A 23,586-nucleotide genomic window follows, 5' to 3' on the forward strand; every position below is an offset into this window, starting at 1 on the left:
GTTCTTTAGGCCAGGCAGAAACGGCAGGGTGCGGGTCTTGACCGGCGTTCTTTACGGTGTCGGACTGGGGCCGGGCGATCCCGAGTTGATCACGCGCAAGGCGGCGCGGCTGATTTCGGGCGCGGCGGTCGTGGCCTATCCGGCGCTGGCGGGCGGGGCAAGCCTTGCGCGCGCCATCGCCGCCGACCTGATCGCGCCGGGGGCCGAGGAGATCGTGATCGACGTCCCGATGAGCGTGGCGCGCGAACCGGCGCAGGCGGCCTATGACGCGGGCGCGGCGCAGATTGCCGCCGTGCTGGAGCAGGGCCGGGATGTGGTCTGCCTTTGCGAGGGCGATCCTTTTTTCTATGGGTCGTTCATGTATCTGCACGCCCGCCTGTCGCGTCGCTTCGCGGTCGAGGTGGTGCCGGGTGTCACCTCGGTCACGGCCTGTGCCGCCCGCGCCGCGATGCCGCTGGCCGCGCGCAACGAAAGGGTGACGATCCTGCCCGGCCCCTTGCCCGAGGCCGAGCTGCGCGCAAGGATCGAGGGCGCCGAAAGCGTGGCGATCATGAAGGTGGGCCGCCACCTCGGCAAGATCCGCGCGGTTCTGGCCGACCTGGGGCTGGAGGGGCGGGCGGTCTATGTCGCCCGCGCCACCCTGGCCGACGAGGTGGTCTGCCCATTGTCCGAAGCGCCCGAGGCGGCGCCCTATTTCTCGATGATCCTGCTGACCAAGGGGGCCGATCCATGGCTGTGAAACCTGTCGTTCTGTGCCTGTCCCGCTCGGGTGAGCCGGTGGCGCACCGGATTGCTGCCCTGCTGGGGGCTGCGGTTCATGGGCGGTCGGGCCGGGTCGGGCGGGCCGATGCCCTGTTCGACAACGCGCTTGAGCATGCGCGCGATCTGTTCGCCGCCGGTGTGCCGATTGTCGGTGTCTGTGCCAGCGGCATCCTGATTCGCGGCGTCGCGCCCTTGCTGGCCGACAAGCGCAGCGAACCGCCCGTGGTTTCTGTGTCGGACGATGGCGCCGTGGTGGTGCCGCTTCTGGGCGGGCATCGCGGCGCGAACCGGCTGGCGCGCCAGATCGCCGAAGGGCTGGGCGGCGTGGCGGCGGTGACGACGGCGGGGGATGTCGCGCTTGGCGTTGCGCTGGACGAACCGCCCGAGGGCTGGGCCCTGGGCACGCCCGACCTGGCCAAGGATGCCATGGCGCGGCTGCTGGGCGGCGAGCGGGCCCATATCAACGGCGACGAGGCGGGCAGGGCCCAATGGCTGCACGATCTGCCCCTGGCCGATGCGCCCGATCTCTCGGGCGTGGCGGTCGAGGCGACGATGATGCCCCCGGCGCCAGGCGTCCTTACCTTTCACCCACAGCGCTGCGTGATCGGCGTCGGCTGCGCGCGGGACTGCCCGCCAGAAGAGCTTGAGCGGCTGGTCTTGCAGATGCTGGACGACCTTGAAATCGCTCCGGGCGCCGTGAAAGCGCTGTGCACGCTGGACCTGAAGGCGGACGAACCCGCCGTGCTGGCCCTGGCGCGCAAGCTGGACCTGCCGCTGCGCCTGTTCGATGCCGCCGAACTGGAGGCCGAGACACCGCGTCTGGAGAACCCCAGCGATGTCGTGTTTGCCGAGGTCGGCTGCCACGGGGTAAGCGAAGGCGCTGCCCTGGCAGGGGCAGGCCCCGACGCGGTCCTGTCGGCGCCCAAGCGCAAGACGGCCATGGCCACCTGCGCCCTGGCCACCGCCCCCGCGCCCCTCACCGCCTTGCGAGGGCGGGGGCGCGGACGGCTTTCGGTGGTCGGGATCGGCCCGGGCCAGGCGGCCTGGCGCACGCCCGAGGTGTCGCGCCTGGTGGCCGAGGCCGAGGAACTGGTGGGCTATGGCCTTTACATCGACCTGCTGGGCCCGCTGGCGGCGGGCAAGCAGCGCACCGACTTCCCCCTGGGCGGCGAGGAAGACCGCTGCCGCTATGCGCTGGAGCGGGCGGGCGAGGGGCGCGACGTTGCGCTGGTCTGCTCGGGGGATGCCGGGATCTATGCCATGGGGGCGCTGGTCTTCGAACTGCTGGACCGCACCGAACACGGTGTCAGTGACGCCGCCCGCCGGATCGAGGTGGTCTGTTCGCCCGGGGTTTCCGCGCTTCAGGGGGCGGCGGCGCGGGCAGGTGCGCCGCTCGGGCATGATTTCTGTGCAATCTCGCTGTCTGATCTTCTGACACCGCGCGATGACATCCTGCGCCGGTTGCAGGCGGCGTCCGAGGGCGATTTTGTCATCGCCTTCTACAACCCGGTGTCGATGCGCCGCCGCACCCTTCTGGCCGAGGCGCGCGACATCCTGTTGGCCCATCGCCCGGCCGACACGCCGGTGATGCTGGCCTCGTCCCTTGGACGGCCCGAAGAACATATCCGCTATCGCCGCCTGGATGAATTGCAGGTCGACGAGGTGGACATGCTGACCGTGGTTCTTGTCGGGTCAAGCCAATCGCGCCTGGCACAGCTGGGCGAGGGGCCGCGCATGTACACCCCGCGCGGTTATGCCCGCAAGATCGACGGTGACCTGGCTCAGCCGGGCGGCGGCGAATCGTAAACGACGCGAAACCCCATGTGGGTGGTGGCGCTGTCGGGTGTGTTGCCCGTCCGCGCGGCGATCCGGTAGCGGTGGCAATAGGACGCATGACACAGGAACGAACCACCCTTCAGCATCTTTTGCGGCCCGTGGGGGGCGGCATTGCGGGCCGTCTTCTTCAGGCTGCGCAGGCGGAACGGATCGCCCGACCATTCCCACACATTGCCCACCATGTTGAAAAGCCCGTAACCGTTGGGCGCAAAGCTGATGGCGGGGGCCGTGGCCGAATGGCCGTCGGCGCAGGTATTGGTGCGCGGGAAATCGCCCTGCCAGATGTTGCAGGGCATGAATTCGGTGTCGTCGGGTTCGCGGTCGCCCCAGGGATAGCGCACATCGCCCAGCCCGCCACGCGCCGCATGCTCCCACTCGGCCTCGCGGGGCAGGCGGCCCCCGGCCCAGCCGGCATAGGCGCGGGCATCGGCCCAGGACATGTGAACGACCGGATGATCGGGGTCGGCGGGGGGGCCTTCGGGGCCGGTGGGATGCGCCCAGCAGGCGCCATCCACACGACGCCACCACTCAAGCCCGTCGACGGCGCGGGTCGTGTTCAGGGCTTCGGGAACATGCATCCAGAACACGAAGGACCAGCCGAAGCGTTCCGCCTCGCTCTGGTATCCGGTGGCGGCGACGAAGCGGGCGAAGGCGGCGTTCGTCGTCGTGCCACGCTCCCACCACAGGGGTTTGACGCGGGCGCGGCGCAGGGGCGATTCCTCGTCCGGCAAGATCACCGGGCGGTCGGTTCCGATCAGCGATGTGCCCCCCGGCACCGGGACGCAGTCGCGCAGGGAAGGGTCCATCCGGGCGTTCGCATCGAAGGTGGCAGGTGCGTCCGGGGCGCGCGCCCCGGCGGTGGGGGTGCAGCAGGCGGGCTTTGGGGAAGTTTTCATGGGCCGATAATCCGGCCGCCGACAGGGCCATGTCAAGGGCCGCAACGAATGGGAAAGTACTTGGAATGACGGTTTATTTCATCGGCGCAGGGCCGGGCGACCCTGAACTTCTGACGCTGAAGGCTCAGCGCCTGATCGCGGCCTGTCCGGTCTGTCTTTATGCCGGATCGCTGGTGCCGCAAGAGGTGGTGGCAGGCGCGCCCGAGGGGGCGCTGGTGCGCGACACGGCGCCGATGACGCTGGAGCAGACCCACGCCGAGATCGTCGCCGCCCATGCCCGCGGACAGGACGTGGCGCGGGTGCATTCGGGCGATCCTTCGCTTTACGGCGCGATTGCCGAACAGATCCGCCGCCTGCGGGCCGATGGCATCGACTATCAGATCGTGCCCGGCGTGCCCGCCTATGCCGCCGCCGCCGCCGCGCTGGGGCAGGAGTTGACGATTCCCGAGGTCGCGCAGTCGATCGTGCTGACGCGGGTGTCGATGAAATCCACCTCGATGCCCGCCGGCGAAACGCTGGAGAACTTCGCCCGCACCGGCGCGACCTTGGCCATTCACCTGGGCATCCGCAACCTGCGCGAGATCGAGCGCGTGCTGACCCCCCACTACGGCGCCGACTGCCCGGTGGTGGTGGCCTATCGCGTCGGTTGGCCCGACCAGATGTTCCTGCGCGGCACACTGTCCGACATGCGCCAGAAGGTGCGCGACGAGAAGATCACGCGCACCGCGCTGATCCTGGTCGGCCCCGCCCTGGGCGAGGTGCAAGACTTTCGCGATTCGGCACTTTACGACCCGGCACGCCCCCATGTTCTACGACCAAAGGCCGAGGCTTAACCGAACTGTCATGGAAATGCGCTCTATGCTTGTGGCGAGATACGGAACGACTTGACGGATGCCCGGGGACGGGCATCCTGTGGATGCATCGGCGAACCGGAGGCAACATGCTGGAAGATCTGCCACAAGAGGTGAAGGACGGGCTGAAGGCCGCGCGCGACAGGGCGCAGCGCCGCAAGGGGCGGATGCGCGTGGATGTCGGCGGCCAGACCTTCACTGTCCTGCGCTATTGGGATGAGGGGTTTTCGCTGCGCGCCGAAGATGCCCCAAGGATGCGCGGCCATGTCGATCTTTACGATGGCCCGCGCCACATGGGCCGCTGCCTGATCGTCGCCTCGGGGGCGGACGACGATGAAATGGTCTATGAATTCAAGCGGATGACGCCGGTCAGCGACCGTCCGCCGGTCGATTTCGCCCGGGGCGATTTCACGCCGGCCGCCCTGTTGCCGATCTTTCACTAGGGTCCGGTTTTGCACGCCGTGATGCGGCACGAAACCGGAATGGCCCGCCCCGGCTGAACGGGGCAGGCCGGTCGGCGATCAGGCCGCGCGGCGCCGACGGCGGTTCTGGCTGCCACTGCCCGCGGGCTTGGCCGACTGCGGCTTGCGGTTGCCCTGGGGCTTGCCGCCACCACCACCGCGCCGACGGGCGGGTTTGGCCGCGCCGACAACCTCCCAGGGGCGGCCCGAGGCCACCTCGATGGACTGTTTCACCACCTTCTCGATATCCTTGAGATAGGGCATCTCGTCGGGGGCGCAAAAGGCGATGGCCTGGCCACTGGCCCCCGCACGGGCGGTGCGCCCGATCCGGTGGACATAGTTCTCGGCCACGTTGGGCAGGTCGTAGTTGTAGACGAACATGACCTCGGGGATGTCGATGCCGCGCGCGGCAACGTCGGTGGCCACCAGAACCTTGATCTTGCCGGCCTTGAAATCGGCGATGGCGCGGTCGCGCTGGCCCTGGCTCTTGTTGCCATGGATCGAGGCGGTGGCGAAACCGGCGCGATCCAGGTTCTTCATCAGCTTTTCGCTGCCATGCTTGGTGCGCCCGAAGACCAGGGCCCGTTCCTCGGGGTGCTTCTTCAGGAGTTCCATCAGAAGGCCCTGCTTTTCGGACTGGGCGATGAAATGCACAGACTGGGTGATGTTGTCGGCCGTCTGGCCGGGGCGCGAGACCTCGACACGGACAGGATCGGTCAGGTAGGCGCTGGCGATTTCGTTCATCTGCTTGGGCATGGTGGCCGAGAACAGCATGGTCTGGCGATCCTTGGCCAGAAGCGGCGCGATCTTGCGCAGGGCGTGGATGAAACCAAGGTCCAGCATCTGGTCAGCCTCGTCCAGCACCAGGAACTTGGCATCGCCCAAGGTGACGGCGCGCCGGTCCAGCAGGTCCATCAGGCGGCCGGGCGTGGCGACCAGAAGGTCGACGCCCCGCTCCAGACGGTTGATCTGGCGGTTGATGCTGACGCCGCCCACGACAATGGCCACCGAGAGATGCGATCCGCCGGTATAGGCACGCAGGTTCTCGGCGATCTGGTTGGCCAGCTCGCGCGTGGGGGCCAGGATCAGGCCATGGGCGCTGCGCGGCTTCGGCTTCACGCCCAGCTTCGACAGCGTGTGGATCAGCGGCAGACCGAAGGCGGCAGTCTTGCCGGTGCCGGTTTGGGCCAGACCCATCACGTCGCGCCCGTTCATGGCGTGGGGAATGGCCTGTTTCTGGATCGGCGTCGGATCGGTGATGCCAAGCGCGGTGAGGTTAGAGACGATCTTGGGCGCAAGGCCCAGCATGTCGAAATCCATGGGAAGTCCTTTGTCGCGGCCAGAGAAGGTTCCGGCCGCATGAATGCGGTGGTGCGCCCGGGATCGGACCCGGGAGCGGTGCAGGTTGCGCCGCGATCTGACTCCGATGGCCGAATGCCGCCGAATGCCGTCAGGGCGCAGCCCCCCTGCGTGATGTGGGAAACTGTGGATGAACGCGACCCCGGTTCGGCCCAGGAGGGGCGGATCTGCTCACGCGGCAGAGGGTGGCGGTTGATGCGCATATCGGCGCCGGCGGGCTGAAAGTCAAGGAGTTTCCTCAGCAACCCTGTTGCGCCGCGCCTGCGCGCGTCGCCATGGGGCGCGCTCGCCTGCTGCGCAGGCTCGCGCGGGATTGAGTATTTTTGGCAAGAAAGAAACAGGGCGGTGTGCCCCACCCGGGGAGCCTGTCGCCGGGCGGGGCGTCTCTTCCTTGCACGGTCATCGGCTCTCCAGCCTGTACCGTGCTTTCGGTCATAAGGGATTAAGGTTAACCGAGCGTTACCTCTTCTCTTTCTTGCTTCAAATACTCTGGGGGCAAGGGGCGAAGCCCCAAACGGCCCGCAGGGCCGCCCCCCTTATTGCAGGTCGCCGAAGGCGTCCTTCAGGCGCGCCACGGCCTCGTCGATGCGGGCGCGGGGGGTGGCGATGTTGAAGCGCAGGAAGGATTCACCGCCCTTTCCGAAGGTGGGCCCTGCATTGGTGGCGATTCGCGCCTCTTTCGACACGCGGCCGGTGAACTCTTCAGGTGTCATGCCGGTGCCTTCGAAGCTGACCCAGCTGAGGTATGTCGCTTCGAGAGGGGCCGAGGCGAGGCCGGGGATCTGGGCGATCCCGGCGTCGAACACCTTCCTGTTGCCGTCGAGATAGACCATCAGGTCGTCGACCCAGGCCGCGCCCTCGGGGGAATAGGCGGCCGTCGCCATGATCAGGCCGAAAGAGTTGGGCGACATTCCCATGGCCGCCATGCGGGCGGCGAAGCGGGTGCGCAGGGCCGGGTCTGAGATGATGACATTGCCGACGTGCGATCCGGCGATGTTGAAGGTCTTGGTGGTTGCCGTCATCATCACCAGCCGGTCGGCGATCCCGTCGATATGGGCCATGGGGATATGGCGGTGGCCGGGATAGACCAGATCGTGGTGGATTTCGTCACTGACAAGGATAAGGTCGTGGCGGCGGGCGAATTCGGCCACCTGCTCCAGCTCGGTCCTTGTCCAGACCCGCCCGCCGGGGTTGTGGGGCGAGCAGAGGATCAGCATCGTTTCGCTGCCGTCCATCCGGGCGTTCCAGCCTTCGATGTCGAGTTCGTAGCGGCCATCGGCAAGGGGCATCTCGCATTCCACGACGCGCCGCCCCGCGGCCTCGATCACCCGGGCGAAGGCGTGATAGACCGGAGTGAACAGCACCACGCCGTCACCGGGCGCGGTGAAGGTGTCGATGCACATCGAGGTGCCGTTGACCAGGCCGTGAGTGGTGAAGATCCATTCGGGCTGTACCTGCCAGCCGTGGCGGTTCTCCATCCACCACTGGATGGCGGCCTTGTATTCGCCATCGCCGCCGAAATAGCCATAGACGCCATGATCGGCCATGCCCTGCACCGCGTCCTGCACGCATTGGGGCGGGCGGAAATCCATGTCGGCCACCCACATCGACAGCCCGTCCTTGGCGGGGACGCCATAGAGTGTCTCCATCATGTCCCATTTTGCACTGTGGGTGCCGCGGCGGTCGATGATTTCGTCGAAACTCATGGGGGTGGTCCTCTTCGCTGATATGCGCCGATACCCTAAGCGGGCGTGGCGTGGCGTCCAGCCCTATTCGCCGACGCCCGGGTCCGGGCCTTCCCATTTGCCGACGCCCGGGTCCGGGCGATATTGCCAAACGCGGTCTCTCCGCTTACATCCGCGCCATGGCATTGCTTGATATCCTCATCCATCCCGACCCGCGCCTGAAAAAGGCCGCCACCCCGGTTGCCGAGGTGACGCCCGCGTTGCGCACCCTGGCGGCGGACATGCTGGAAACCATGTACGACGCGCCGGGCATCGGGCTGGCCGCGCCGCAGGTTGGCGTATTGCAGCGGCTGATCGTGCTCGACTGCGTCAAGGAGGAGGGTGCCGCGCCGCGCCCCATCGTCATGGTGAACCCCGAGGTGACCTGGGCGAGCGACGAACTCTCGGTCTATGACGAGGGCTGCCTGTCGATCCCCGAGCAATACGGCGAGGTCGAGCGGCCGGCCGAGGTTGACGTGCGCTGGCATGATCTGGACATGGCCGAGCATTCGGAGCGCTTCAGCGGGTTGTGGGCGACCTGCGTGCAGCACGAGATCGACCATATCGACGGCAAGCTGTTCATCGATTATCTCAAGCCCCTGCGCCGGCAGATGATCACCCGCAAGATGGTGAAGCTGAAGCGCGAGCGGATGCGGGCCTGAGCGGTGCCGCTCGACATCCTGAAATGGCCCGACCCGGTGCTGTCGCAGGTCTGTGCGCCGGTTGCGCTTTTCGACGCGGGGCTTAAGGCCCTGATCGACGATATGTTCGCCACGATGTATGCCGCGCCGGGGCGGGGCCTTGCCGCACCGCAGGTCGGGCGCGCCCTGCGCCTTTTCGTCATGGATGTGACCTGGAAGGAGGGCACCCCTTCGCCCTTCGCCTTCGTCAATCCGCAGATCCTCTGGGCGTCGGATGATCTTGGCACGGCCGATGAGCAATGCCTTTCGATCCCCGACGTGCCGATGCCCGTCGAACGGCCGCAAACGGTGCGGATGCGCTGGCAGGGGCATGACGGCGCCTGGCAGGAACAGGAGCTTTCGGGCATGGCCGCCCGCTGTGCCCAGCACGAGCTGGACCATCTGGACGGGATCGTGATCTTCGATCGTGTCGCGCCCGACCTGCGCGCCGGGCTTGAGGCGGGGTATCTGGCATGACGCCGCGCCCCTATGTCATGTGGCCCGACCGCCGGTTGCGCACGGCAGCCGAACCCGTCGAGCAGATCACCGACGATATCCGCGCCCTGTGGGACGAGATGATTGCGGCGATGGATGCCATGCCCGGTGTCGGGCTGGCCGCGCCGCAGCTTGGGGTGATGCTGCGCCTTGCGGTGGTGGATGCCTCGGACAAGCGCGGGCAGGCCGTGCGCATGGCCAACCCCGAGGTTCTGCACGCCAGTGTCGAGCCGCGCTGGCACGAGGAGGCCTCGCCCAACCTGCCGGGGCTTTCGGCGCCGGTGGAGCGGCCCCGGGCCGTGACTGTGCGCTTTATGAACGAACGCGGCGAAAGCGAAGACCGCGATTTCGTCGGGCTTTGGGCCACGAGCGTGCAGCATCAGATCGATCACCTGAACGGGCGGATGTACTTCGACCGGCTGAGCCGGGTAAAGCGGGCCATGCTGCTGAAGAAGGCGGCAAAACTGCGCTGACGGTGGCCGTTGCGGGCCGGGGATGCCTGCGGCGCGAGTATTTTCAGCAAGAAAGAGGCGAGGGCGCACAGATGCGGATCGTGTTCATGGGAACGCCGGATTTTTCGGTTCCGGTGCTGGAGGCATTGGTCGGGGCGGGGCACGAGATTGCCTGTGTCTATTGCCAGCCGCCACGCCCGGCGGGGCGGGGCAAGAAGGATCGTCCGACGCCGGTTCATGCCCGTGCGCAGGCACTGGGGCTGCGGGTGCGCCATCCGGTTTCTCTGAAAGGGGCCGAGGCGCAGGCCGAATTCGCCGCGCTGGGGGCGGATGTGGCCGTTGTCGTGGCCTATGGGTTGATCCTGCCGCAGGCGGTTCTGGATGCGCCGATGCTGGGCTGTCTGAACATCCACGCCTCGCTGCTGCCACGCTGGCGCGGGGCGGCGCCTATTCACCGGGCCGTGATGGCGGGGGACGGGGAGACCGGCGTCTGCATCATGCGGATGGAGGCGGGGCTGGACACCGGGCCGGTGCTGTTGCGCGCTGCCACGCCGATTGGCGCGGCCGAGACGACCGGCGATCTGCACGACCGGCTTTCGTCCACGGGGGCCGACCTGATCCTGCGGGCGCTGGAGGATCTGCCGAGGCTGGAGGCCGTGGCCCAGCCCGAAGAGGGCGTGACCTATGCCGCCAAGATCGACAAGGCCGAAGCGCGGATCGACTGGACCCGCCCGGCGTCCGAGGTGGCACGGCATATCAACGGCCTTTCGCCCTTTCCGGGCGCCTGGTGCGAGGTGGCGGGCGAGCGGGTGAAGCTGCTGCGTGCCCTTGCCGTCGCGGGCGAGGGCGCGCCGGGGCAGGTGACGGAGGGCTTTACCGTGGCCTGCGGCACCGGCGCGGTGCGCATCGAACGGGCGCAGCGGGCCGGCAAGGGTGCCATGGCGGCAGAGGATGTGCTGCGCGGGCTTGCCCTGCCGCCGGTTCTGACCTGATCTGACGCGCGGTGGGCGCGCGCGATCGTTCAGGCGCGCGGTGGTCGCGCGCGATAGACCGGCATCCGCCACCCGAAGGCCAGAGACCCGCCCCTGAGTGCGAAGGTGACGATGCCCCCTCCGATCAGCGCCAGTTGCGGCACCGCGCCGAACTGTAGCGCGATCAGCGCCGCAGCGGCTCCGGCGAAGGCGGCGGTGGCATAGATTTCGCCCTGCTTCAGCAGCAGCGGAATTTCGTTGGCCACCACGTCGCGCATCAGCCCGCCGGCGGTGCCCGTCGTCACCCCCATGACAAGGACAACCGCCGGGGAATGGCCCATGGCCAGCGCCACGCCGGCCCCCGCGGGCACGGCGAAGGCCAGGGCCGCGGCGTCCAGCCACAAGACCCAACGATAGCGGCTTTCCACCAGGTGCGCGGTGAAGAAGATCAGCACCGCCGCCGCCACGATCAGCGCCAGGAAAGTGGGCTGGCCGACCCAGAACACCGGATCCCGGTTCAGCAGCACATCGCGCACCGTGCCGCCGCCCACGGCCGTCAGCCCCGAAAGCACGATGAAGCCAACGATATCAAGCTGCCCGCGGCTGGCCGTCAGCGCGCCCGTCAGCGCAAAGACGAAGACGGCGACGTGATCGAGCAGCCAGACCAGCGTCATGCGCCGTTGCCCTTGCCGGGCTTGAAGGGCGCCATTCCGGCGCGGGCCAGTTCGTCGGCGCGTTCGTTTTCGGGGTGGCCGGCATGGCCCTTGACCCACTCCCAGGTGACGTCGTGGCGCTTTTGCGCCTCGTCGATGCGGCGCCACAGGTCTTCGTTCTTGACCGGTTTCTTCTGCGAGGTTCGCCAGCCGTTGCGCTTCCAGCCGTGAATCCAGCCGGTCACGCCGTTCTTCACGTAGGCGCTGTCGGTGACGATGGTGATCTTGCTGGGCCGCGACAGGGATTCCAGCGCGCTGATTGCGGCCAGAAGCTCCATCCGGTTGTTGGTGGTGTCAGGCTCGCCGCCTTTCAGCTCGCGCTCTTTCACCACCTTGCCGTCGCTGCGCGCGATCATCAGCGCGCCCCAGCCGCCGGGGCCGGGGTTTCCGCTGCAGGCGCCGTCGGTATAGGCAAGGATATCGGGCATCGGGCAGGCTCCGCTGTCGGTCAGGTTTGCCGCCCTCATAGGCCCTGCGGCGCCCGCTGAAAAGCCCGCGAGGCGCGCTATCGCGCTTCCGGGCCGCCCAGGAAGCGGCCGATGATCTGGAGCCGGTCCACGTTGTCCGAGATCACCTTGAAGGCCACCAGCAGCGGCACGGCCACCAGCGCGCCGGGAATGCCCCAGAGCCAGCCCCAGACCACCACCGTCAGGAAGACGGCGACCGGGTTCATCTCAAGCCGCCGGCCGACCATCCAGGGCGTGATGAACTGCCCTTCGATGGCGGTGAGAAACATGTAGGCAGCGGGCGCCAGCGCCGCATAAGCCAGCGAATCGAAGGACACGATGGCAAAGGCGGCAACAAGGGCGGCGCCGATCAGCCCGCCGATATAGGGCAGAAAGTTCAGGCAGAAGGCCAGGATCCCCCAGATATAGGGGTATTCCATCCCGATCAGCGCCAGCGCGCCGGTGACGGCCAGCCCCAGCGCCAGGTTGATCAGCGTGATCGTCAGCAGGTAGCGCGAGACATTGCGCTCGATGTCGTAGACGGTGTTCAGGGCGCGCTTCTTGTCGCTCATCCGGGGGAAGGCCTGCACCAGCTTGATCAGGAACAGTTCGCCCGAGGCCAGCAGGAAGGTGGCCAGCACCAGCGCGACGGCGACGGTGGCCCCGACGCGGCCGATCGAACTCATCGCGTTGTTCAGAAGCGAGGGTTGCTGTACCACCACCTCGCGCACGCCGTTCTCGCCCATGCTTGTCATCTGTTCGACCTCGCGCGAGGCGTCCTGCACGTCACGCACCGAGATCATGATCCGGGTCAGGCGCCTTTGCAGATCGGCCTGCATCTGCGCGCTGTCGGCCATCAGGGTGTTGATGGCCCCGGCCGAAAACAGCGCGGCCGCCAGAAGCGCAACGGCGATGCCCAGACAGAGGATCACCGCCGATACGGGTGCAGGCAGGCCCAGCCGCTGCATGCCCCGGGCAACCGGGCGCAGGGTCAGCGCGATGAGGATACCGCCGAGGATCGGCAGCAGCAGGTCGCGGGCGACATAGGCCGTCGAGAACAGCGAAATCACCACGAGGACGGTCACGCCCCTGCGGATTGCATTCAATGTATCGAACTCGGGGGTTTCATGGCGGTCTGCGTTTTCGGGATGCGCCATTTAAACCTCTTGCCATGCGATTGCCCTGCGGGCGCGCTTTACCGACAACGGCCCCTGTGGCGTTTGGTTCCCGCAGGGCGCGAAATTCGCGCGATCAGATCACGCTTACCGAAAGGCAGGCGATCACGACGACGCTCAGCATCAGGCGAAGCTTCATCCACCAGGGCGGGGCAAGCCCCTGATGCCAGAAGACCGCGTCCAGCATGAGCAGCCCCAGGAAGCCGAAGATCAGGTACATCGTGGCCGAGACCGGGCCGCCGCCGACGAAGAGGAAAGCCCAGAGCGCCGGCAGCACCGAAAGCGCATAACCGGTGCCGGCCACGCCGCCTTCGGCCCGGGTGGCAAAGCCCCAAAGCACCCCGGACATGAAGGCAAGGATCACACTGCCATAGGCGATCTGCACATAGGGGCCGACGAAGCGCGCGCCGATCAGTCGCGCCGCCGCAAGCCCGAGATCGGGCAGAAGGACGCTGAGCGCGCCCCAGATGAAGGGGACAAGCCCGGCCAGGCCAAGGCAAAGGGGAACGGTGGGAATGTTGTTGCGCTGCATGGTGGCTCTGCCGGTGGGTTGCGTCGGGGTGACACTAGGGCGGAACGGGCCGGGGGCCAAGCGGGGCTATCCGGGGCGGCGGGCCAGGATGATGACATGGGGGTCGGTCGTTCCGGCCAGCCCCCGGCCTTTGCCATGACGTGGCGGTTCCGCCGTCAGCCCCGCGCGGTCAAGATGCGCCACCAGATCATCGGCACTGTAATAGGTATAGAGGCGCCCCAGGGCATCGCGATCTGTGCCGGTGCCCGTCTTCATGCCAAGATGAAGTATCCCGCCCGGTTTCAGGGCGCGGCAGATCCGGTCAAGATGCCCCGGAAAGGCGGCGCGCGGCGCATGCAGAAGCGAAAAGTTCGCCCAGATGCCGTGAAAGGCCGCCTCGTCCTTCAGATCGTCGAAGCTCGCCTTCATGGCCTTCACCCCGGGGTGGCTGGCGGCAAGGGCGACCATTTCGGGCGAAAGATCGAAGGCGGTGGTCACCAGGCCGGCGCGCGCCATTTCCGCCGCAGCATGGCCCGGCCCACAGCCAAGGTCCAGCGCGGCGCCGCCACGGGGCAGGCGGGCGATGAAGCGGCGCAGGCTGTCGCGGGCCGAGGCGGGTTCGGTCAATGCCGCGTACTGGGCATGGTGGGCGGCATAGACCGCCAGGGTTTGGGGGTCGCCGCTCATCTTGTTTCGGCGGCAAGCCGGGCGCCAAGGGCGGCGAAGACCGCCGCAAAGCCCCGGTTCAGCCAGGCCATGATCGTCGCGCTGCCCAGAACCCGGTTGCGCGCCGCGGCGGCGAAGACACCGTAGAGGGCGAAGACGGCAAAGGTCATCCCCATGAAAACGGCGCCCAGCAGGGCCATTTCCCCTGTGGCACTGGCCGGGTTGCCCGACAGGAAGGGCGGCAGGAGGGCGAGGAAGAAGATCGAAAGCTTGGGGTTGAGGATGTTGATCAGCGCGCCGCGCCGTGCGATCGCGATGCCGTCATGGCGCGTCCGGGTCGCGGTTATCGCCATGGCCCCGCCGCTGCGCAGGCTTTGCCAGGCGAGGTACAGCAGATAGGCGACACCGGCCCATTTCACCACGGCGAACAACAGCGCGCTGGTGTGCAGGATCGCCGCCAGCCCCAGCGTGGCCGCGGCAAGGTGCGGCAGGATGCCCAGCGTACAGCCGAAAGCGGCCCAGAGTGCCGATGCCCGTCCCTGACCCAAAGCGATGGCCAGCGTATAGACAACCCCGGTGCCGGGCGCGCAGACGACGACAAGGGCGGTCAGCAGGAACTGGAGCGAGATCACCGGATCGGTCCTTTTTGCCGTTGGGGTGGCTTAGCGTTGCACCGAACCCGCAACCTGTCCAGCGGTCAGTCGGGGCGCGTGGCCAGGTCGGGCCCGGTGCGGAAGAACGACACGTCGTTGGTGAAGATGCTGTCGGGCGCCAGCCGGATCAGCCGGCCGGCCGGGTCGTCGATGCGGGCGATGGTGTCGATGAACCAGGGGTTCCAGCCGTCGGGCGCGCCAAGATAGCGTTGCAGCAGGCGGCGGAACAGGTCGGGGTTCATCGGGTGCACCTCGGCCCGGCCGCGCAGGCCCAGGTGGCGCAGGATGCCTGCGGGGTTGTCGTAATCCACGATCTCGACCGCGCAGGCGGGGTTTTCGGCCAGGCGGCGGGTGCTGGCGTTGTCCTTGCCGCCCAGCATCCACAGGGCGTCATCCTCCCATTGATACCACACCGGCGCATTGCGCGGCGTGCCATCGGCAGCGACGGTGGCCAGGTTGGCCATCAGCGGCCGCTCCAGCACCAGCCGGGGATCGAAGGGCGATTTCACGCCGGTTCGCGCAGGACGCGCGGCACCTTGAATTCGACGTTCTCGATGGCTGTCTCCACCCGCTCGACCGTCAGGTCATAGCGTTCCTCGAAGGCGTCGATCACCTCGTTCACCAGAACCTCGGGGGCGCTGGCGCCCGCGGTGATGCCGATGGAGCCGATCCCGTCCAGCGCGCGCCAGTCGATGTCGCCCGCCCGCTGCACCAGTTGGGCATAGTCGCAGCCCGCGGTACGCCCGACTTCCACCAGGCGGCGCGAGTTCGAGGAATTGGGCGCACCGATCACCAGGATCGCATCGCATTTTGGCGCCATCGCCTTGACCGATTCCTGCCGGTTGGTGGTGGCATAGCATATGTCTTCCTTGTGCGGCCCCACGATGGCCGGGAAGCGCGCCTTCAGGGCGGCGACGATGCCGGCGGTGTCATCCACCGAAAGCGTGGTCTGGGTAATGAAGGCCAGCTTTTCGGGATCGCGCGGCGCGACCTTGGCCACATCCGCCACGGTTTCCACCAACAGAACCTCGCCTTCGGGCAGTTGCCCCATGGTGCCAAGGGTTTCGGGGTGGCCCGCATGGCCGATCATCACCATCTGCAAGCCGTTTTCGGAATGGCGCGCCGCCTCGATATGCACCTTGCTGACAAGGGGGCAGGTGGCATCGACATAGATCATGTTGCGCGCCTCGGCGGCGGCGGGCACGGCCTTGGGCACGCCATGGGCCGAAAAGATCACCGGGCGGTCGGCGGGGCATTCGTCAAGCTCTTCGACGAAGACGGCGCCCTTTTCGCGCAGCCCGTCGACCACGTATTTGTTGTGCACGATCTCATGGCGCACATAGACCGGCGCACCCCATTTTCCGATCGCCATCTCCACGATCTTGATGGCGCGGTCCACGCCCGCGCAAAACCCGCGCGGCGCGGCAAGATATAGGGTGAGGGGGGGCTTGGCCATGTCGTCACTCCGTCGGGGATGGCCCACAGGTAGGCAATGGCGCGCCGGTCGTCCAGCCCCTGGCGGATCGCGGAAACGTGAATTGGCTTCCCCCGGCTGGAATCCGTCACGGAGGGAAAAACCGTGAAGGAGCCGAAATGAAAACCAAGGTCCTGCTGTCCGTCAGCGTGCTGGCGCTGGGCGCCCTTGCCCTTTGGAGCGTGACCCAGGCCGCACCCCGCAAGGGGCAGCTTCTGGCCTATGACGCCCCAAAGGTGGTGAAGGCCGGTCAGTCCATTTATGCCGAAACCTGCGCCAGCTGCCATGGCGCCGACCTGGGGGGCCAGCCCGATTGGCGCAGCGCCGGAGAAAACGGCCGGATGCCCGCGCCGCCCCATGATGAAACCGGCCACACCTGGCATCATCCCGATGCCGCCCTGTTCGCGCTGACCAGGAACGGCGTGGCGGCCATGGTGGGGCAGGGGTATGAAAGCGACATGCCGGCCTATGGCGGTGTGCTGTCGGATGCCGAGATCGCCGCGGTGCTGGCCTATATCAAATCCACCTGGCCTGATGAGATCATCGCCCGGCACAACGCGATGAACGCCGCCACCGCACATGATTGACCTAGGCCAGAAGTCCGGCGGTGAGGGCGGCAAGGGCGATGTAACGCAGCGTCTTGGCGATGGCGACCAGCAGCAGGAACAGCCAGACCGGAGTGCGCATCGCGCCTGCCACCAGGGTGACGGCATCGCCCAAGGGCGCCCAGGACAGCAGCAGGGTCCACACGCCCCAGCGTGCGAACCAGGCCTGCGCCCGCGCCATCTGTTGCGGTTTGACTGGAAACCAGCGGCGCGACGAGAACCGGTCGACCTGCCGCCCGAGTGCATAATTGACCAGCGCGCCCAGGGTGTTGCCCAGGCTGGCCACCACGATCAGCCAACCGACCGGGGTTTCGCCCTGCAATTGCAGGGCGGCAAAGACGATTTCGGATTGCAGCGGCAGCAGGGTGGCCGCGCCGAAGGCCGCCGCGAACAGCATGGCAAGGCCTGTCATCCGCGCGCGCCCGGATGCGGATCAGTCGTCGGCCAGCTCGCGCACCTGCCTGTCGTCCTCGCGCGGTTCACGGGGCGGGCGGCCGATCACGTCCTTCAACTCGTCCAGCTCGATGAAATTGTCGGCCTGGCGACGCAGGTCGTCCGAGATCATCGGCGGCTGGCTGCGAATCGTCGACACCACCGAAACCCGCACGCCGCTGCGTTGCAGGCTTTCAACCAGAGGGCGAAAATCGCCGTCGCCCGAGAAGAGCACGATGTGATCGACCCGCGGCGCAAGCTCCATGGCATCGACACAAAGTTCGATATCCATGTTGCCCTTGACCTTCCGGCGGCCCTGGCTGTCGGTGTATTCCTTGGCCGGCTTTGTGACCATGCTGAAACCGTTGTAGTGGAGCCAGTCGACCAGCGGCCGGATCGGAGAATAATCGTCGTTTTCAAGAAGCGCGGTATAATAGAACGCCCGCAGCAATTTTCCGCGGCGCATGAATTCCTGGCGCAGCAGTTTATAATCGATGTCGAAACCCAAAGCCTTCGCAGCGGCGTAAAGGTTGGACCCATCGATGAACAGCGCAAGCCGTTCGTCCCGGTAAAACATGAAATAATGCCTTTCTGATCTTTCGGTTTGCTGGCTCCCGTGAGCAAGGAGTGCTAACGCAGACCGATTGTCTGGGGTAATCAAGGAATGTCGGCGGTGGCGCAACTGTCCTTTCAGTCAGATTCCAATGCCCGAGTCTTGGTGGCATTGGGCGCGAATACAACCCTGGCGGGTCAAACGAGAGAAGAGGCGGTCATGTCGGCGCTGCAACGTCTCGACAGTTCCACTTGCCGATTGCTGAAATACAGCCGCATGTTCATGACGCCCTGTTTTCCGGCCGGAGCCGGCCCTGACTATATTAATGCTGTCGCGTCATTCGAGACAAGGCTTACCGCGCGCAACTTTCTTGCAAGATTGCATTCTGTCGAAACAGACCTCGGGCGCGAACGGGTGCAACGCTGGGGCAGTCGCACCATGGACCTTGATTTGCTCGCCTATGGCGAAAGTGTGCTGCCCGACAGGGCGACATTCCTGCATTGGCATGATCTTGCCATCGAAGAGCAGAAAATGCGCGCTCCCGACAAGTTGATCGTGCCGCACCCGCGCATGGCCGAGCGGGCCTTTGTCCTGATTCCCCTGTTGGATATCGCGCCCGACTGGCGCCACCCGGTTTCGGGGATGACGGTGCGTCAGATGGCCGATGCCCTTCCCGAGGCCGAAAAATCGGCCGTGATCCCGATCACGAACTGACGTTCCGGATTGTTTCTGGTTGTCAAGGCTTTTCAACGGGCATACAAGCGCCGTTCAGGCTTTCCTTGTCCCGACTGGAGATTCCAATGGCCCGCGTTACGGTAGAAGATTGCGTCGATAAAGTCCCCAACCGGTTTGAACTGGTGATGTTGGCCGCGCATCGTGCGCGCGAGATCGCCTCGGGCGGTTCGCTGACCGTGGATCGGGACAACGACAAGAACCCGGTCGTCTCGCTGCGCGAGATCGCCGAGGAAACCCAGCAGGCGGCCGATCTGCGCGAACGGATGATCGAATCGCACCAGACCCAGATCGAGGTCGACGAACCCGAAGAGGATTCGATGGCCCTGCTGATGGGCGGCGCCCCCGACAAGCCCGCCGAAGACGACATGAGCGAAGAGAAACTGCTGCGCGCCCTCATGGAAGCGCAGGGTCAGCAATAATCGCGCGAACAGCGCTTGTGATATCCGCACGGAAACGTGCAAGGCGGCGGACCGGATGACGACAGCCCAAGACCTGATCACGCTGGTCCGCGCCTACAACCCCAAGACCAACGCACAGCTTCTGGCCGATGCCTATGCCTACGGCGAGGCGATGCACGAGGGCCAGTTCCGCCATTCCGGCGACCCCTATTTCACCCACCCCGTCGCCGTGGCCTGTATTCTGGCCGAAATGCAGCTGGACGATGCCACCATCGTCACCGCGCTGCTGCACGACACCATCGAAGATACGAAATCGACCTACGGCGAAGTGGCGCTGAAGTTCGGCACCGAGGTGGCCGAACTGGTGGATGGCGTGACAAAGCTGACCAACCTGCAGCTTAACAGCACCGAAACCAAGCAGGCCGAGAATTTCCGCAAGCTGTTCATGGCCATGTCCAAGGATCTGCGGGTGATCCTGGTGAAGCTGGCCGACCGTTTGCACAACATGCGCACGATCAAATCGATGCGCCCGGAAAAGCAGGTTCAGAAGGCCCGCGAAACCATGGACATCTTCGCCGCCCTGGCCGGGCGGATGGGGATGCAGTGGATGCGCGATGAGCTTGAGGACCTGACGTTCCAGGTTCTGAACCCCGAGGCGCGCACCAGCATCATCCGGCGGTTCATCACCCTGCAACGCGAAACCGGCGACGTGATCCACAAGATCACCGGCGACATCCAGCTTGAACTCTCGAAAGCCAATATCGAGGCTCAGGTCTATGGCCGGGCCAAGAAACCCTATTCCATCTGGCGCAAGATGGAGGAGAAACAGCTCTCCTTCTCGCGCCTCTCGGACATTTACGGGTTCCGCGTGATCTGCCGCACCGAGATGGAGTGTTACCGCATCCTTGGCGCGATCCACCAGCGCTGGCGCGCGGTGCCGGGGCGGTTCAAGGATTACATCAGCCAGCCGAAATCCAACGGCTACCGTTCGATCCATACCACCGTTTCCGGGCGCGACGGCAAGCGGGTCGAGGTGCAGATCCGCACCCGCCAGATGCACGAGGTGGCCGAAACCGGCGTGGCGGCCCATTGGTCGTATCGCGATGGCGTGCGGGTGCAGAACCCCTTTGCCGTCGATCCGGTGAAGTGGATCGCCTCGCTGACCGAGCGGCTGGACACCGCCGAGGATCACGAGGATTTCCTCGAGGCGGTCAAGCTTGAGATGTACCAGGACCAGGTGTTCTGCTTCACCCCCAAGGGCGACGTGGTGAAGCTGCCGCGCGGGGCGACGCCGCTGGATTTCGCCTATGCGATCCACACCCGCATCGGCGACAGCTGCGTGGGCGCCAAGGTCGATGCCATTCGCGTGCCTCTTTGGACACGGTTGAAGAACGGCCAGTCGGTCGAGATCATCACCGCCGAGGGGCAGCGCCCCCAGACCACCTGGATCGACATCGTGGCGACGGGGCGGGCCAAGACCGCGATCCGCCGCTCCCTGCGCGAGGAAGACCGCGAAAGGTTCATCAAGCTGGGGCTGGAACTGGCCCGAGTCGCCTTTGACCACGTCGGCAAGCGGATGAGCGACCGCGCCCTGACCACCGCCGCCCGCCGCCTGTCGCTGAACAGCAGCGACGAATTGCTGGCGCGGCTGGGTTCGGCGGAACTGCCCGCGCGCAAGGTGGTGCAGGTGCTGTACCCTGAACTGACCGTCAAGCCGGGGGACGAGATCGAGCCGAGCCGCGCCATTGTCGGGCTGTCTCCGAACCAGACCTTCGCGCGGGCCGAATGCTGCCAGCCGGTGCCGGGCGAAAGGATCGTCGGAATCACCTATCGCGGCATGGGGGTGCGCATCCACGCCATCGATTGCCCCGCGCTGACCGATTTCGAAGAGGAAACCGACCGCTGGGTCGATCTGACCTGGCATTCCGGCCCCCATGCGGCGGTGCATACCGTGTCCTTCGACATGACCATCAGCAACGATGCCGGCGTCCTGGGGCGCATCTGCACCCTGATCGGCGAGCAGAAGGCGAATATCTCGGACCTGCGGTTCAGCGACAGGAAACAGGACTTTTTCCGCCTCGTCATTGACGTTGACCTGAGGGACGCCGAACATATGCACGCGGTGCGCCTGGCGCTGGAGGCCGACAGCGATGTCGCAACCATTCGCCGTCACCGCGATCTGAAACGCAAACCCTGACGGGGAAGGACGGCTAGCCAGTGGTGTTCAAACGACGCACCCCGCGTTCATACCTCCAGGCCATTGGCGAATTCTTCTATCCGCGCGGTGGCTGGTTGCGTGCCGCGCAATACGTCGCCCATCGCCTGCGCCGCCTTCCCGATCCGGCCCACAAGATCAGCCGCGGCCTGGCGGCGGGGGTCTTCGTCAGCTTCACGCCGCTTTTCGGATTCCATTTCGTCACCGCCGCCGCCATCGCCTGGGTGATGCGCGGCAATATCCTGGCCTCGATCCTGGGCACCTTCGCGGGCAATCCGCTGACCTTTCCGATCATCGCCACGGGGTCGGTCGAACTGGGAAGCTGGATGCTGGGCGAACACAGCGGCAACCTGAACCACCCCTCGGTGGTCTCGGCCTTTTCCTATGCCTCGCTTGAGATCTGGCATAACCTGAAGGCGATCTTCACCGCCGAGCCGGTGCGCTGGGGCCATCTGAACGAATTTTTCGACAGGGTCTTCCTGCCCTACCTGGTGGGCGGTATCATTCCCGGCGTGATCTGCGGACTGGTGGCCTATTTCGCCTCGCGGCCCCTGATCACCGCCTATCAGAAATCGCGCATCAAGCGGTTGAAGAAGAATTTCGCCAAACGGCGCGCCGCCGCCGAAGCGGCACGGCTGAAGCCCGCGCCGCCACCGCCCACCCGCTAGCACCGAGGAACCGAGACATGGCCCAAACCCCCGATCGCCTGCGCCTTGGCGTGAACATCGACCACGTGGCAACCGTGCGCAACGCCCGCGGCGGCGCCGTGCCCGACCCGCTGCGCGCCGCGCTGATGGTGCAGGAGGCCGGGGCGGACGGCATCACCGCCCACCTGCGCGAAGATCGCCGCCACATCCGCGACGATGACATCGCCCGCCTGATGGAACAGCTGAGCATTCCGCTGAACTTCGAGATGGCCGCAACCGAGGAGATGCAGGCCATCGCCCTGCGCCATCCGCCCCACGCTGTCTGCATCGTTCCCGAAAAGCGCGAAGAACGCACGACGGAAGGCGGGCTTGAGGTGGCGGGCGAGGAAAAGCGTCTGGCCGCCTTCATCGCCCCCCTGCGCGAGGCGGGTTGCCGGGTGTCGCTGTTCGTTGCGGCGGACGAGGCGCAGATCCGCGCCTCGGCCCGGATCGGTGCGGCGGTGGTGGAACTGCACACCGGCGCCTACTGCGATTTCCACGTCGAGGGGAAGAGCGGCGAGCGCGACGGCGAACTGGCCCGCCTGCGCGACATGGCGGCGCTGGCCGCCGAGCTGGGCCTTGAGGTGCATGCCGGGCACGGATTGTCCTATGACACGGTGGGCCCCATCGCGGCGCTGCCGCAGGTGGTGGAACTGAATATTGGCCATTTCCTGGTGGGCGAGGCGATCTTCGTGGGCCTTCCCGCCGCCATGGCCGAGATGCGCCGCCTGATGGACGCGGCACGGTCGGCCCCGTGAGCCTTGGCGATCTGCTGCAGGTCATGCTGGCCTTCGGGGTGGTCTGCGTTTCGCCGGGGCCGGCCAACCTTGCCCTTGCGGCACGGGCCATGGCGCAAGGGCGGCGGGCCGCGCTGCCCATGGCGGCGGGGCTTGCCCTGGGCCTTGCGCTTTGGGGCGTGGCAGCTGCGACCGGGCTGGGCGCGGTGCTGGCCGGATCGGCCGCCGCACTGGGCGCGCTGAAGGTGGTGGGCGCATGTTATCTCGGATGGCTTGCGCTGGGCGCGGCCCAGGGGGCGGCGCGGCGAGACGGGCCAGAGGCCCCGGTGGCCGGGCGGATGGGCGGGTTTCGGACCGGCCTGTTGCTGAACCTGTCCAACCCCAAGGCGGTTCTGGCCTGGATGGCGGCGCTTTCCATGGGGCTGAGCCCTGAGGTGGGCGCCGGCGCCGTGCGGGGCGCGACGGCGGTTTGTGCGCTGATCGGTGTGGCCAATTACCTGCTCTGGGCGCTGGTGTTCTCGGCGGGCGGCGCGATGGCGTTTTATGCCCGCGCCCGGCGCGGGGTCGAGGCGGGCTGTGCCGCGCTCTTCTCGCTCGCAGCCTTCGGGCTGCTACGCTCGGCGTTTGCGCGATGAGGGGGGCCTGTTGGTCGGTCCGCAACGGGGGTGCTGCATGATCCTGGGTATCGGCACCGACCTGTGCAACATCGACCGGATCGCGGGGGTGCTGGAGCGGCACGGCGACCGGTTCCGCAACCGTGTCTTCACCGAAACCGAGCAGCGCAAGGCGGCCCGCCGCCCCGATGTGGCCGCCACCTATGCCAAACGCTGGGCCGCCAAGGAGGCCTGTTCCAAGGCCCTGGGCACCGGTCTGCGCATGGGGATCGCCTGGAAGGACATGGCCGTCAGCAACCTGCCCACCGGTCAGCCTGTCATGGCCGTGACCGGCTGGGCGGCAGAGCGCCTGGCGGGGATGACGCCGGCGGGTCACAAGGCCGTGATCCATGTCACCCTGACCGACGATCACCCCTGGGCCCAGGCCTTCGTGGTGATCGAGGCGCTGCCCGAATAGGGCGGTTTGCGCGGCGGGCGGGGGAGCGA

General features: G+C 66.7%; 29 protein-coding genes. 16 read left to right on the forward strand and 13 right to left on the reverse strand.

The window, feature by feature from the left end:
* Positions 1 to 37: 37 nt before the first annotated feature.
* Both cobI and cobJ read left to right on the forward strand, forming a co-directional pair.
* Entirely contained in the window at positions 38 to 739 is a 702-nt protein-coding gene (gene cobI / locus H7828_RS16360) for a precorrin-2 C(20)-methyltransferase (protein ID WP_226782132.1), read from the forward strand.
* Positions 730 to 2,568: a precorrin-3B C(17)-methyltransferase gene (gene cobJ, locus H7828_RS16365; RefSeq protein WP_226782133.1), complete on the forward strand. Its 1,839-nt coding sequence runs from the start codon at positions 730 to 732 to the stop codon at positions 2,566 to 2,568. The genes cobI and cobJ overlap by 10 nt, the downstream gene beginning before the upstream one ends.
* Here cobJ and H7828_RS16370 read toward each other — a convergent pair.
* Positions 2,544 to 3,494 carry a formylglycine-generating enzyme family protein gene (locus tag H7828_RS16370; RefSeq protein ID WP_226782134.1) on the reverse strand — a complete coding sequence of 317 codons (951 nt, stop codon included), beginning with the start codon at positions 3,492 to 3,494 and terminating at the stop codon, positions 2,544 to 2,546. The two genes, cobJ and H7828_RS16370, sit on opposite strands and share 25 nt — an antisense overlap.
* Positions 3,495 to 3,559: 65 nt before the next feature.
* Here H7828_RS16370 and cobM point away from each other — a divergent pair, with 65 nt between their 5' ends.
* A complete protein-coding gene (gene cobM / locus H7828_RS16375) occupies positions 3,560 to 4,327 on the forward strand; it encodes a precorrin-4 C(11)-methyltransferase (RefSeq protein ID WP_226782135.1) in 768 nt (255 codons plus the stop codon).
* A gap of 107 nt (positions 4,328 to 4,434) precedes the next feature.
* Entirely contained in the window at positions 4,435 to 4,788 is a 354-nt protein-coding gene (locus H7828_RS16380; RefSeq protein WP_226782136.1) for a hypothetical protein, read from the forward strand.
* Between the two features lie 78 nt (positions 4,789 to 4,866).
* On the opposite strand, the gene H7828_RS16385 is transcribed toward H7828_RS16380, so the two are convergent.
* Positions 4,867 to 6,126 carry a DEAD/DEAH box helicase gene (locus H7828_RS16385; RefSeq protein WP_226782137.1) on the reverse strand — a complete coding sequence of 420 codons (1,260 nt, stop codon included), beginning with the start codon at positions 6,124 to 6,126 and terminating at the stop codon, positions 4,867 to 4,869.
* 575 nt (positions 6,127 to 6,701) lie between these two features.
* Positions 6,702 to 7,871 (reverse strand): MalY/PatB family protein, encoded by a 1,170-nt coding sequence (locus H7828_RS16390; RefSeq protein ID WP_226782138.1) that lies wholly within the window; start codon positions 7,869 to 7,871, stop codon positions 6,702 to 6,704.
* A 158-nt stretch (positions 7,872 to 8,029) separates the two neighbouring features.
* Between H7828_RS16390 and def (H7828_RS16395) the strand changes: the two genes are divergently transcribed.
* The 4 genes from def (H7828_RS16395) (at position 8,030) to fmt (ending at position 10,508) form a co-directional block, all read left to right on the forward strand.
* Positions 8,030 to 8,551, forward strand: a complete 522-nt coding sequence (gene def, locus H7828_RS16395) for a peptide deformylase (RefSeq protein WP_226782139.1) — start codon at positions 8,030 to 8,032, stop codon at positions 8,549 to 8,551.
* A gap of 3 nt (positions 8,552 to 8,554) precedes the next feature.
* Positions 8,555 to 9,046 (forward strand): peptide deformylase, encoded by a 492-nt coding sequence (def, locus tag H7828_RS16400; protein ID WP_226782140.1) that lies wholly within the window; start codon positions 8,555 to 8,557, stop codon positions 9,044 to 9,046.
* The gene (gene def / locus H7828_RS16405; RefSeq protein WP_226782141.1) at positions 9,043 to 9,537 is read left to right on the forward strand and encodes a peptide deformylase; all 495 of its coding nucleotides are present in this window, start codon (positions 9,043 to 9,045) and stop codon (positions 9,535 to 9,537) included. The genes def (H7828_RS16400) and def (H7828_RS16405) overlap by 4 nt, the downstream gene beginning before the upstream one ends.
* A gap of 71 nt (positions 9,538 to 9,608) precedes the next feature.
* The gene (fmt, locus tag H7828_RS16410) at positions 9,609 to 10,508 is read left to right on the forward strand and encodes a methionyl-tRNA formyltransferase (protein ID WP_226782142.1); all 900 of its coding nucleotides are present in this window, start codon (positions 9,609 to 9,611) and stop codon (positions 10,506 to 10,508) included.
* Positions 10,509 to 10,537: 29 nt separating this feature from the next.
* Here fmt and H7828_RS16415 read toward each other — a convergent pair whose 3' ends face one another.
* The 8 genes from H7828_RS16415 to ispH form a co-directional block, all read right to left on the reverse strand.
* The gene (locus H7828_RS16415) at positions 10,538 to 11,161 is read right to left on the reverse strand and encodes a trimeric intracellular cation channel family protein (protein WP_226782143.1); all 624 of its coding nucleotides are present in this window, start codon (positions 11,159 to 11,161) and stop codon (positions 10,538 to 10,540) included.
* A complete protein-coding gene (gene rnhA, locus H7828_RS16420) occupies positions 11,158 to 11,628 on the reverse strand; it encodes a ribonuclease HI (protein WP_226782144.1) in 471 nt (156 codons plus the stop codon). The genes H7828_RS16415 and rnhA overlap by 4 nt, the downstream gene beginning before the upstream one ends.
* 77 nt (positions 11,629 to 11,705) lie before the next feature.
* Positions 11,706 to 12,803, reverse strand: a complete 1,098-nt coding sequence (locus tag H7828_RS16425) for an AI-2E family transporter (RefSeq protein WP_226782145.1) — start codon at positions 12,801 to 12,803, stop codon at positions 11,706 to 11,708.
* Positions 12,804 to 12,897: 94 nt separating this feature from the next.
* On the reverse strand, positions 12,898 to 13,353 hold the full coding sequence (locus H7828_RS16430; protein ID WP_226782146.1) for a DUF3429 domain-containing protein: 456 nt from the start codon (positions 13,351 to 13,353) through the stop codon (positions 12,898 to 12,900).
* Between the two features lie 66 nt (positions 13,354 to 13,419).
* A complete protein-coding gene (locus tag H7828_RS16435) occupies positions 13,420 to 14,019 on the reverse strand; it encodes a class I SAM-dependent methyltransferase (RefSeq protein ID WP_226782147.1) in 600 nt (199 codons plus the stop codon).
* Positions 14,016 to 14,630 carry a LysE family translocator gene (locus H7828_RS16440; protein WP_226782148.1) on the reverse strand — a complete coding sequence of 205 codons (615 nt, stop codon included), beginning with the start codon at positions 14,628 to 14,630 and terminating at the stop codon, positions 14,016 to 14,018. The genes H7828_RS16435 and H7828_RS16440 overlap by 4 nt, the downstream gene beginning before the upstream one ends.
* Positions 14,631 to 14,695: 65 nt before the next feature.
* Entirely contained in the window at positions 14,696 to 15,160 is a 465-nt protein-coding gene (locus H7828_RS16445; RefSeq protein ID WP_226782149.1) for a pyridoxamine 5'-phosphate oxidase family protein, read from the reverse strand.
* Positions 15,157 to 16,107, reverse strand: a complete 951-nt coding sequence (gene ispH / locus H7828_RS16450) for a 4-hydroxy-3-methylbut-2-enyl diphosphate reductase (RefSeq protein WP_226782150.1) — start codon at positions 16,105 to 16,107, stop codon at positions 15,157 to 15,159. Before ispH ends, H7828_RS16445 begins: the two co-directional genes overlap by 4 nt.
* Before the next feature lie 137 nt (positions 16,108 to 16,244).
* Between ispH and H7828_RS16455 the strand changes: the two genes are divergently transcribed.
* On the forward strand, positions 16,245 to 16,712 hold the full coding sequence (locus H7828_RS16455) for a c-type cytochrome (RefSeq protein WP_226782151.1): 468 nt from the start codon (positions 16,245 to 16,247) through the stop codon (positions 16,710 to 16,712).
* Position 16,713: 1 nt separating this feature from the next.
* Here H7828_RS16455 and H7828_RS16460 read toward each other — a convergent pair whose 3' ends face one another.
* Together H7828_RS16460 and H7828_RS16465 are read right to left on the reverse strand one after the other, a co-directional pair.
* Positions 16,714 to 17,142 (reverse strand): YqaA family protein, encoded by a 429-nt coding sequence (locus H7828_RS16460; protein ID WP_226782152.1) that lies wholly within the window; start codon positions 17,140 to 17,142, stop codon positions 16,714 to 16,716.
* 21 nt (positions 17,143 to 17,163) lie between these two features.
* Positions 17,164 to 17,739 (reverse strand): LabA-like NYN domain-containing protein, encoded by a 576-nt coding sequence (locus H7828_RS16465; protein WP_226782153.1) that lies wholly within the window; start codon positions 17,737 to 17,739, stop codon positions 17,164 to 17,166.
* 96 nt (positions 17,740 to 17,835) lie between these two features.
* Here H7828_RS16465 and folK point away from each other — a divergent pair, with 96 nt between their 5' ends.
* From folK to acpS, 7 genes are all read left to right on the forward strand, one after another.
* A complete protein-coding gene (folK, locus tag H7828_RS16470; RefSeq protein WP_226782154.1) occupies positions 17,836 to 18,429 on the forward strand; it encodes a 2-amino-4-hydroxy-6-hydroxymethyldihydropteridine diphosphokinase in 594 nt (197 codons plus the stop codon).
* A gap of 86 nt (positions 18,430 to 18,515) precedes the next feature.
* On the forward strand, positions 18,516 to 18,869 hold the full coding sequence (gene rpoZ, locus H7828_RS16475) for a DNA-directed RNA polymerase subunit omega (protein WP_226782155.1): 354 nt from the start codon (positions 18,516 to 18,518) through the stop codon (positions 18,867 to 18,869).
* 55 nt (positions 18,870 to 18,924) lie between these two features.
* On the forward strand, positions 18,925 to 21,045 hold the full coding sequence (locus H7828_RS16480) for a RelA/SpoT family protein (RefSeq protein ID WP_226782156.1): 2,121 nt from the start codon (positions 18,925 to 18,927) through the stop codon (positions 21,043 to 21,045).
* Positions 21,046 to 21,065: 20 nt separating this feature from the next.
* Positions 21,066 to 21,731, forward strand: a complete 666-nt coding sequence (locus H7828_RS16485; protein WP_425354955.1) for a DUF2062 domain-containing protein — start codon at positions 21,066 to 21,068, stop codon at positions 21,729 to 21,731.
* A 17-nt stretch (positions 21,732 to 21,748) separates the two neighbouring features.
* Positions 21,749 to 22,507 (forward strand): pyridoxine 5'-phosphate synthase, encoded by a 759-nt coding sequence (locus H7828_RS16490; protein WP_226782158.1) that lies wholly within the window; start codon positions 21,749 to 21,751, stop codon positions 22,505 to 22,507.
* Complete coding sequence (locus tag H7828_RS16495; RefSeq protein WP_226782159.1) at positions 22,504 to 23,121, forward strand: LysE family translocator; 618 nt, start codon at positions 22,504 to 22,506, stop codon at positions 23,119 to 23,121. The genes H7828_RS16490 and H7828_RS16495 overlap by 4 nt, the downstream gene beginning before the upstream one ends.
* A gap of 37 nt (positions 23,122 to 23,158) precedes the next feature.
* Positions 23,159 to 23,557: a holo-ACP synthase gene (gene acpS / locus H7828_RS16500; RefSeq protein WP_226782160.1), complete on the forward strand. Its 399-nt coding sequence runs from the start codon at positions 23,159 to 23,161 to the stop codon at positions 23,555 to 23,557.
* Positions 23,558 to 23,586 lie beyond the last annotated feature (29 nt).

Origin of the sequence: Oceaniglobus trochenteri (assembly GCF_020529025.1) — a bacterium.
In the GTDB taxonomy this organism is placed as follows: domain Bacteria; phylum Pseudomonadota; class Alphaproteobacteria; order Rhodobacterales; family Rhodobacteraceae; genus Oceaniglobus; species Oceaniglobus trochenteri.

Bases quoted from the DNA above. Each gene is read 5' to 3' on its own strand.
- cobJ (WP_226782133.1), top strand. From the start codon at position 730: ATGGCTGTGAAACCTGTCGTTCTGTGCCTGTCCCGCTCGGGTGAGCCG.
- H7828_RS16370 (WP_226782134.1), bottom strand. From the start codon at position 3,494: ATGAAAACTTCCCCAAAGCCCGCCTGCTGCACCCCCACCGCCGGGGCG.
- cobM (WP_226782135.1), top strand. From the start codon at position 3,560: ATGACGGTTTATTTCATCGGCGCAGGGCCGGGCGACCCTGAACTTCTG.
- H7828_RS16380 (WP_226782136.1), top strand. From the start codon at position 4,435: ATGCTGGAAGATCTGCCACAAGAGGTGAAGGACGGGCTGAAGGCCGCG.
- H7828_RS16385 (WP_226782137.1), bottom strand. From the start codon at position 6,126: ATGGATTTCGACATGCTGGGCCTTGCGCCCAAGATCGTCTCTAACCTC.
- H7828_RS16390 (WP_226782138.1), bottom strand. From the start codon at position 7,871: ATGAGTTTCGACGAAATCATCGACCGCCGCGGCACCCACAGTGCAAAA.
- def (WP_226782139.1), top strand. From the start codon at position 8,030: ATGGCATTGCTTGATATCCTCATCCATCCCGACCCGCGCCTGAAAAAG.
- def (WP_226782141.1), top strand. From the start codon at position 9,043: ATGACGCCGCGCCCCTATGTCATGTGGCCCGACCGCCGGTTGCGCACG.
- fmt (WP_226782142.1), top strand. From the start codon at position 9,609: ATGCGGATCGTGTTCATGGGAACGCCGGATTTTTCGGTTCCGGTGCTG.
- H7828_RS16415 (WP_226782143.1), bottom strand. From the start codon at position 11,161: ATGACGCTGGTCTGGCTGCTCGATCACGTCGCCGTCTTCGTCTTTGCG.
- rnhA (WP_226782144.1), bottom strand. From the start codon at position 11,628: ATGCCCGATATCCTTGCCTATACCGACGGCGCCTGCAGCGGAAACCCC.
- H7828_RS16425 (WP_226782145.1), bottom strand. From the start codon at position 12,803: ATGGCGCATCCCGAAAACGCAGACCGCCATGAAACCCCCGAGTTCGAT.
- H7828_RS16430 (WP_226782146.1), bottom strand. From the start codon at position 13,353: ATGCAGCGCAACAACATTCCCACCGTTCCCCTTTGCCTTGGCCTGGCC.
- H7828_RS16435 (WP_226782147.1), bottom strand. From the start codon at position 14,019: ATGAGCGGCGACCCCCAAACCCTGGCGGTCTATGCCGCCCACCATGCC.
- ispH (WP_226782150.1), bottom strand. From the start codon at position 16,107: ATGGCCAAGCCCCCCCTCACCCTATATCTTGCCGCGCCGCGCGGGTTT.
- H7828_RS16455 (WP_226782151.1), top strand. From the start codon at position 16,245: ATGAAAACCAAGGTCCTGCTGTCCGTCAGCGTGCTGGCGCTGGGCGCC.
- H7828_RS16460 (WP_226782152.1), bottom strand. From the start codon at position 17,142: ATGACAGGCCTTGCCATGCTGTTCGCGGCGGCCTTCGGCGCGGCCACC.
- H7828_RS16465 (WP_226782153.1), bottom strand. From the start codon at position 17,739: ATGTTTTACCGGGACGAACGGCTTGCGCTGTTCATCGATGGGTCCAAC.
- rpoZ (WP_226782155.1), top strand. From the start codon at position 18,516: ATGGCCCGCGTTACGGTAGAAGATTGCGTCGATAAAGTCCCCAACCGG.
- H7828_RS16480 (WP_226782156.1), top strand. From the start codon at position 18,925: ATGACGACAGCCCAAGACCTGATCACGCTGGTCCGCGCCTACAACCCC.
- H7828_RS16490 (WP_226782158.1), top strand. From the start codon at position 21,749: ATGGCCCAAACCCCCGATCGCCTGCGCCTTGGCGTGAACATCGACCAC.
- acpS (WP_226782160.1), top strand. From the start codon at position 23,159: ATGATCCTGGGTATCGGCACCGACCTGTGCAACATCGACCGGATCGCG.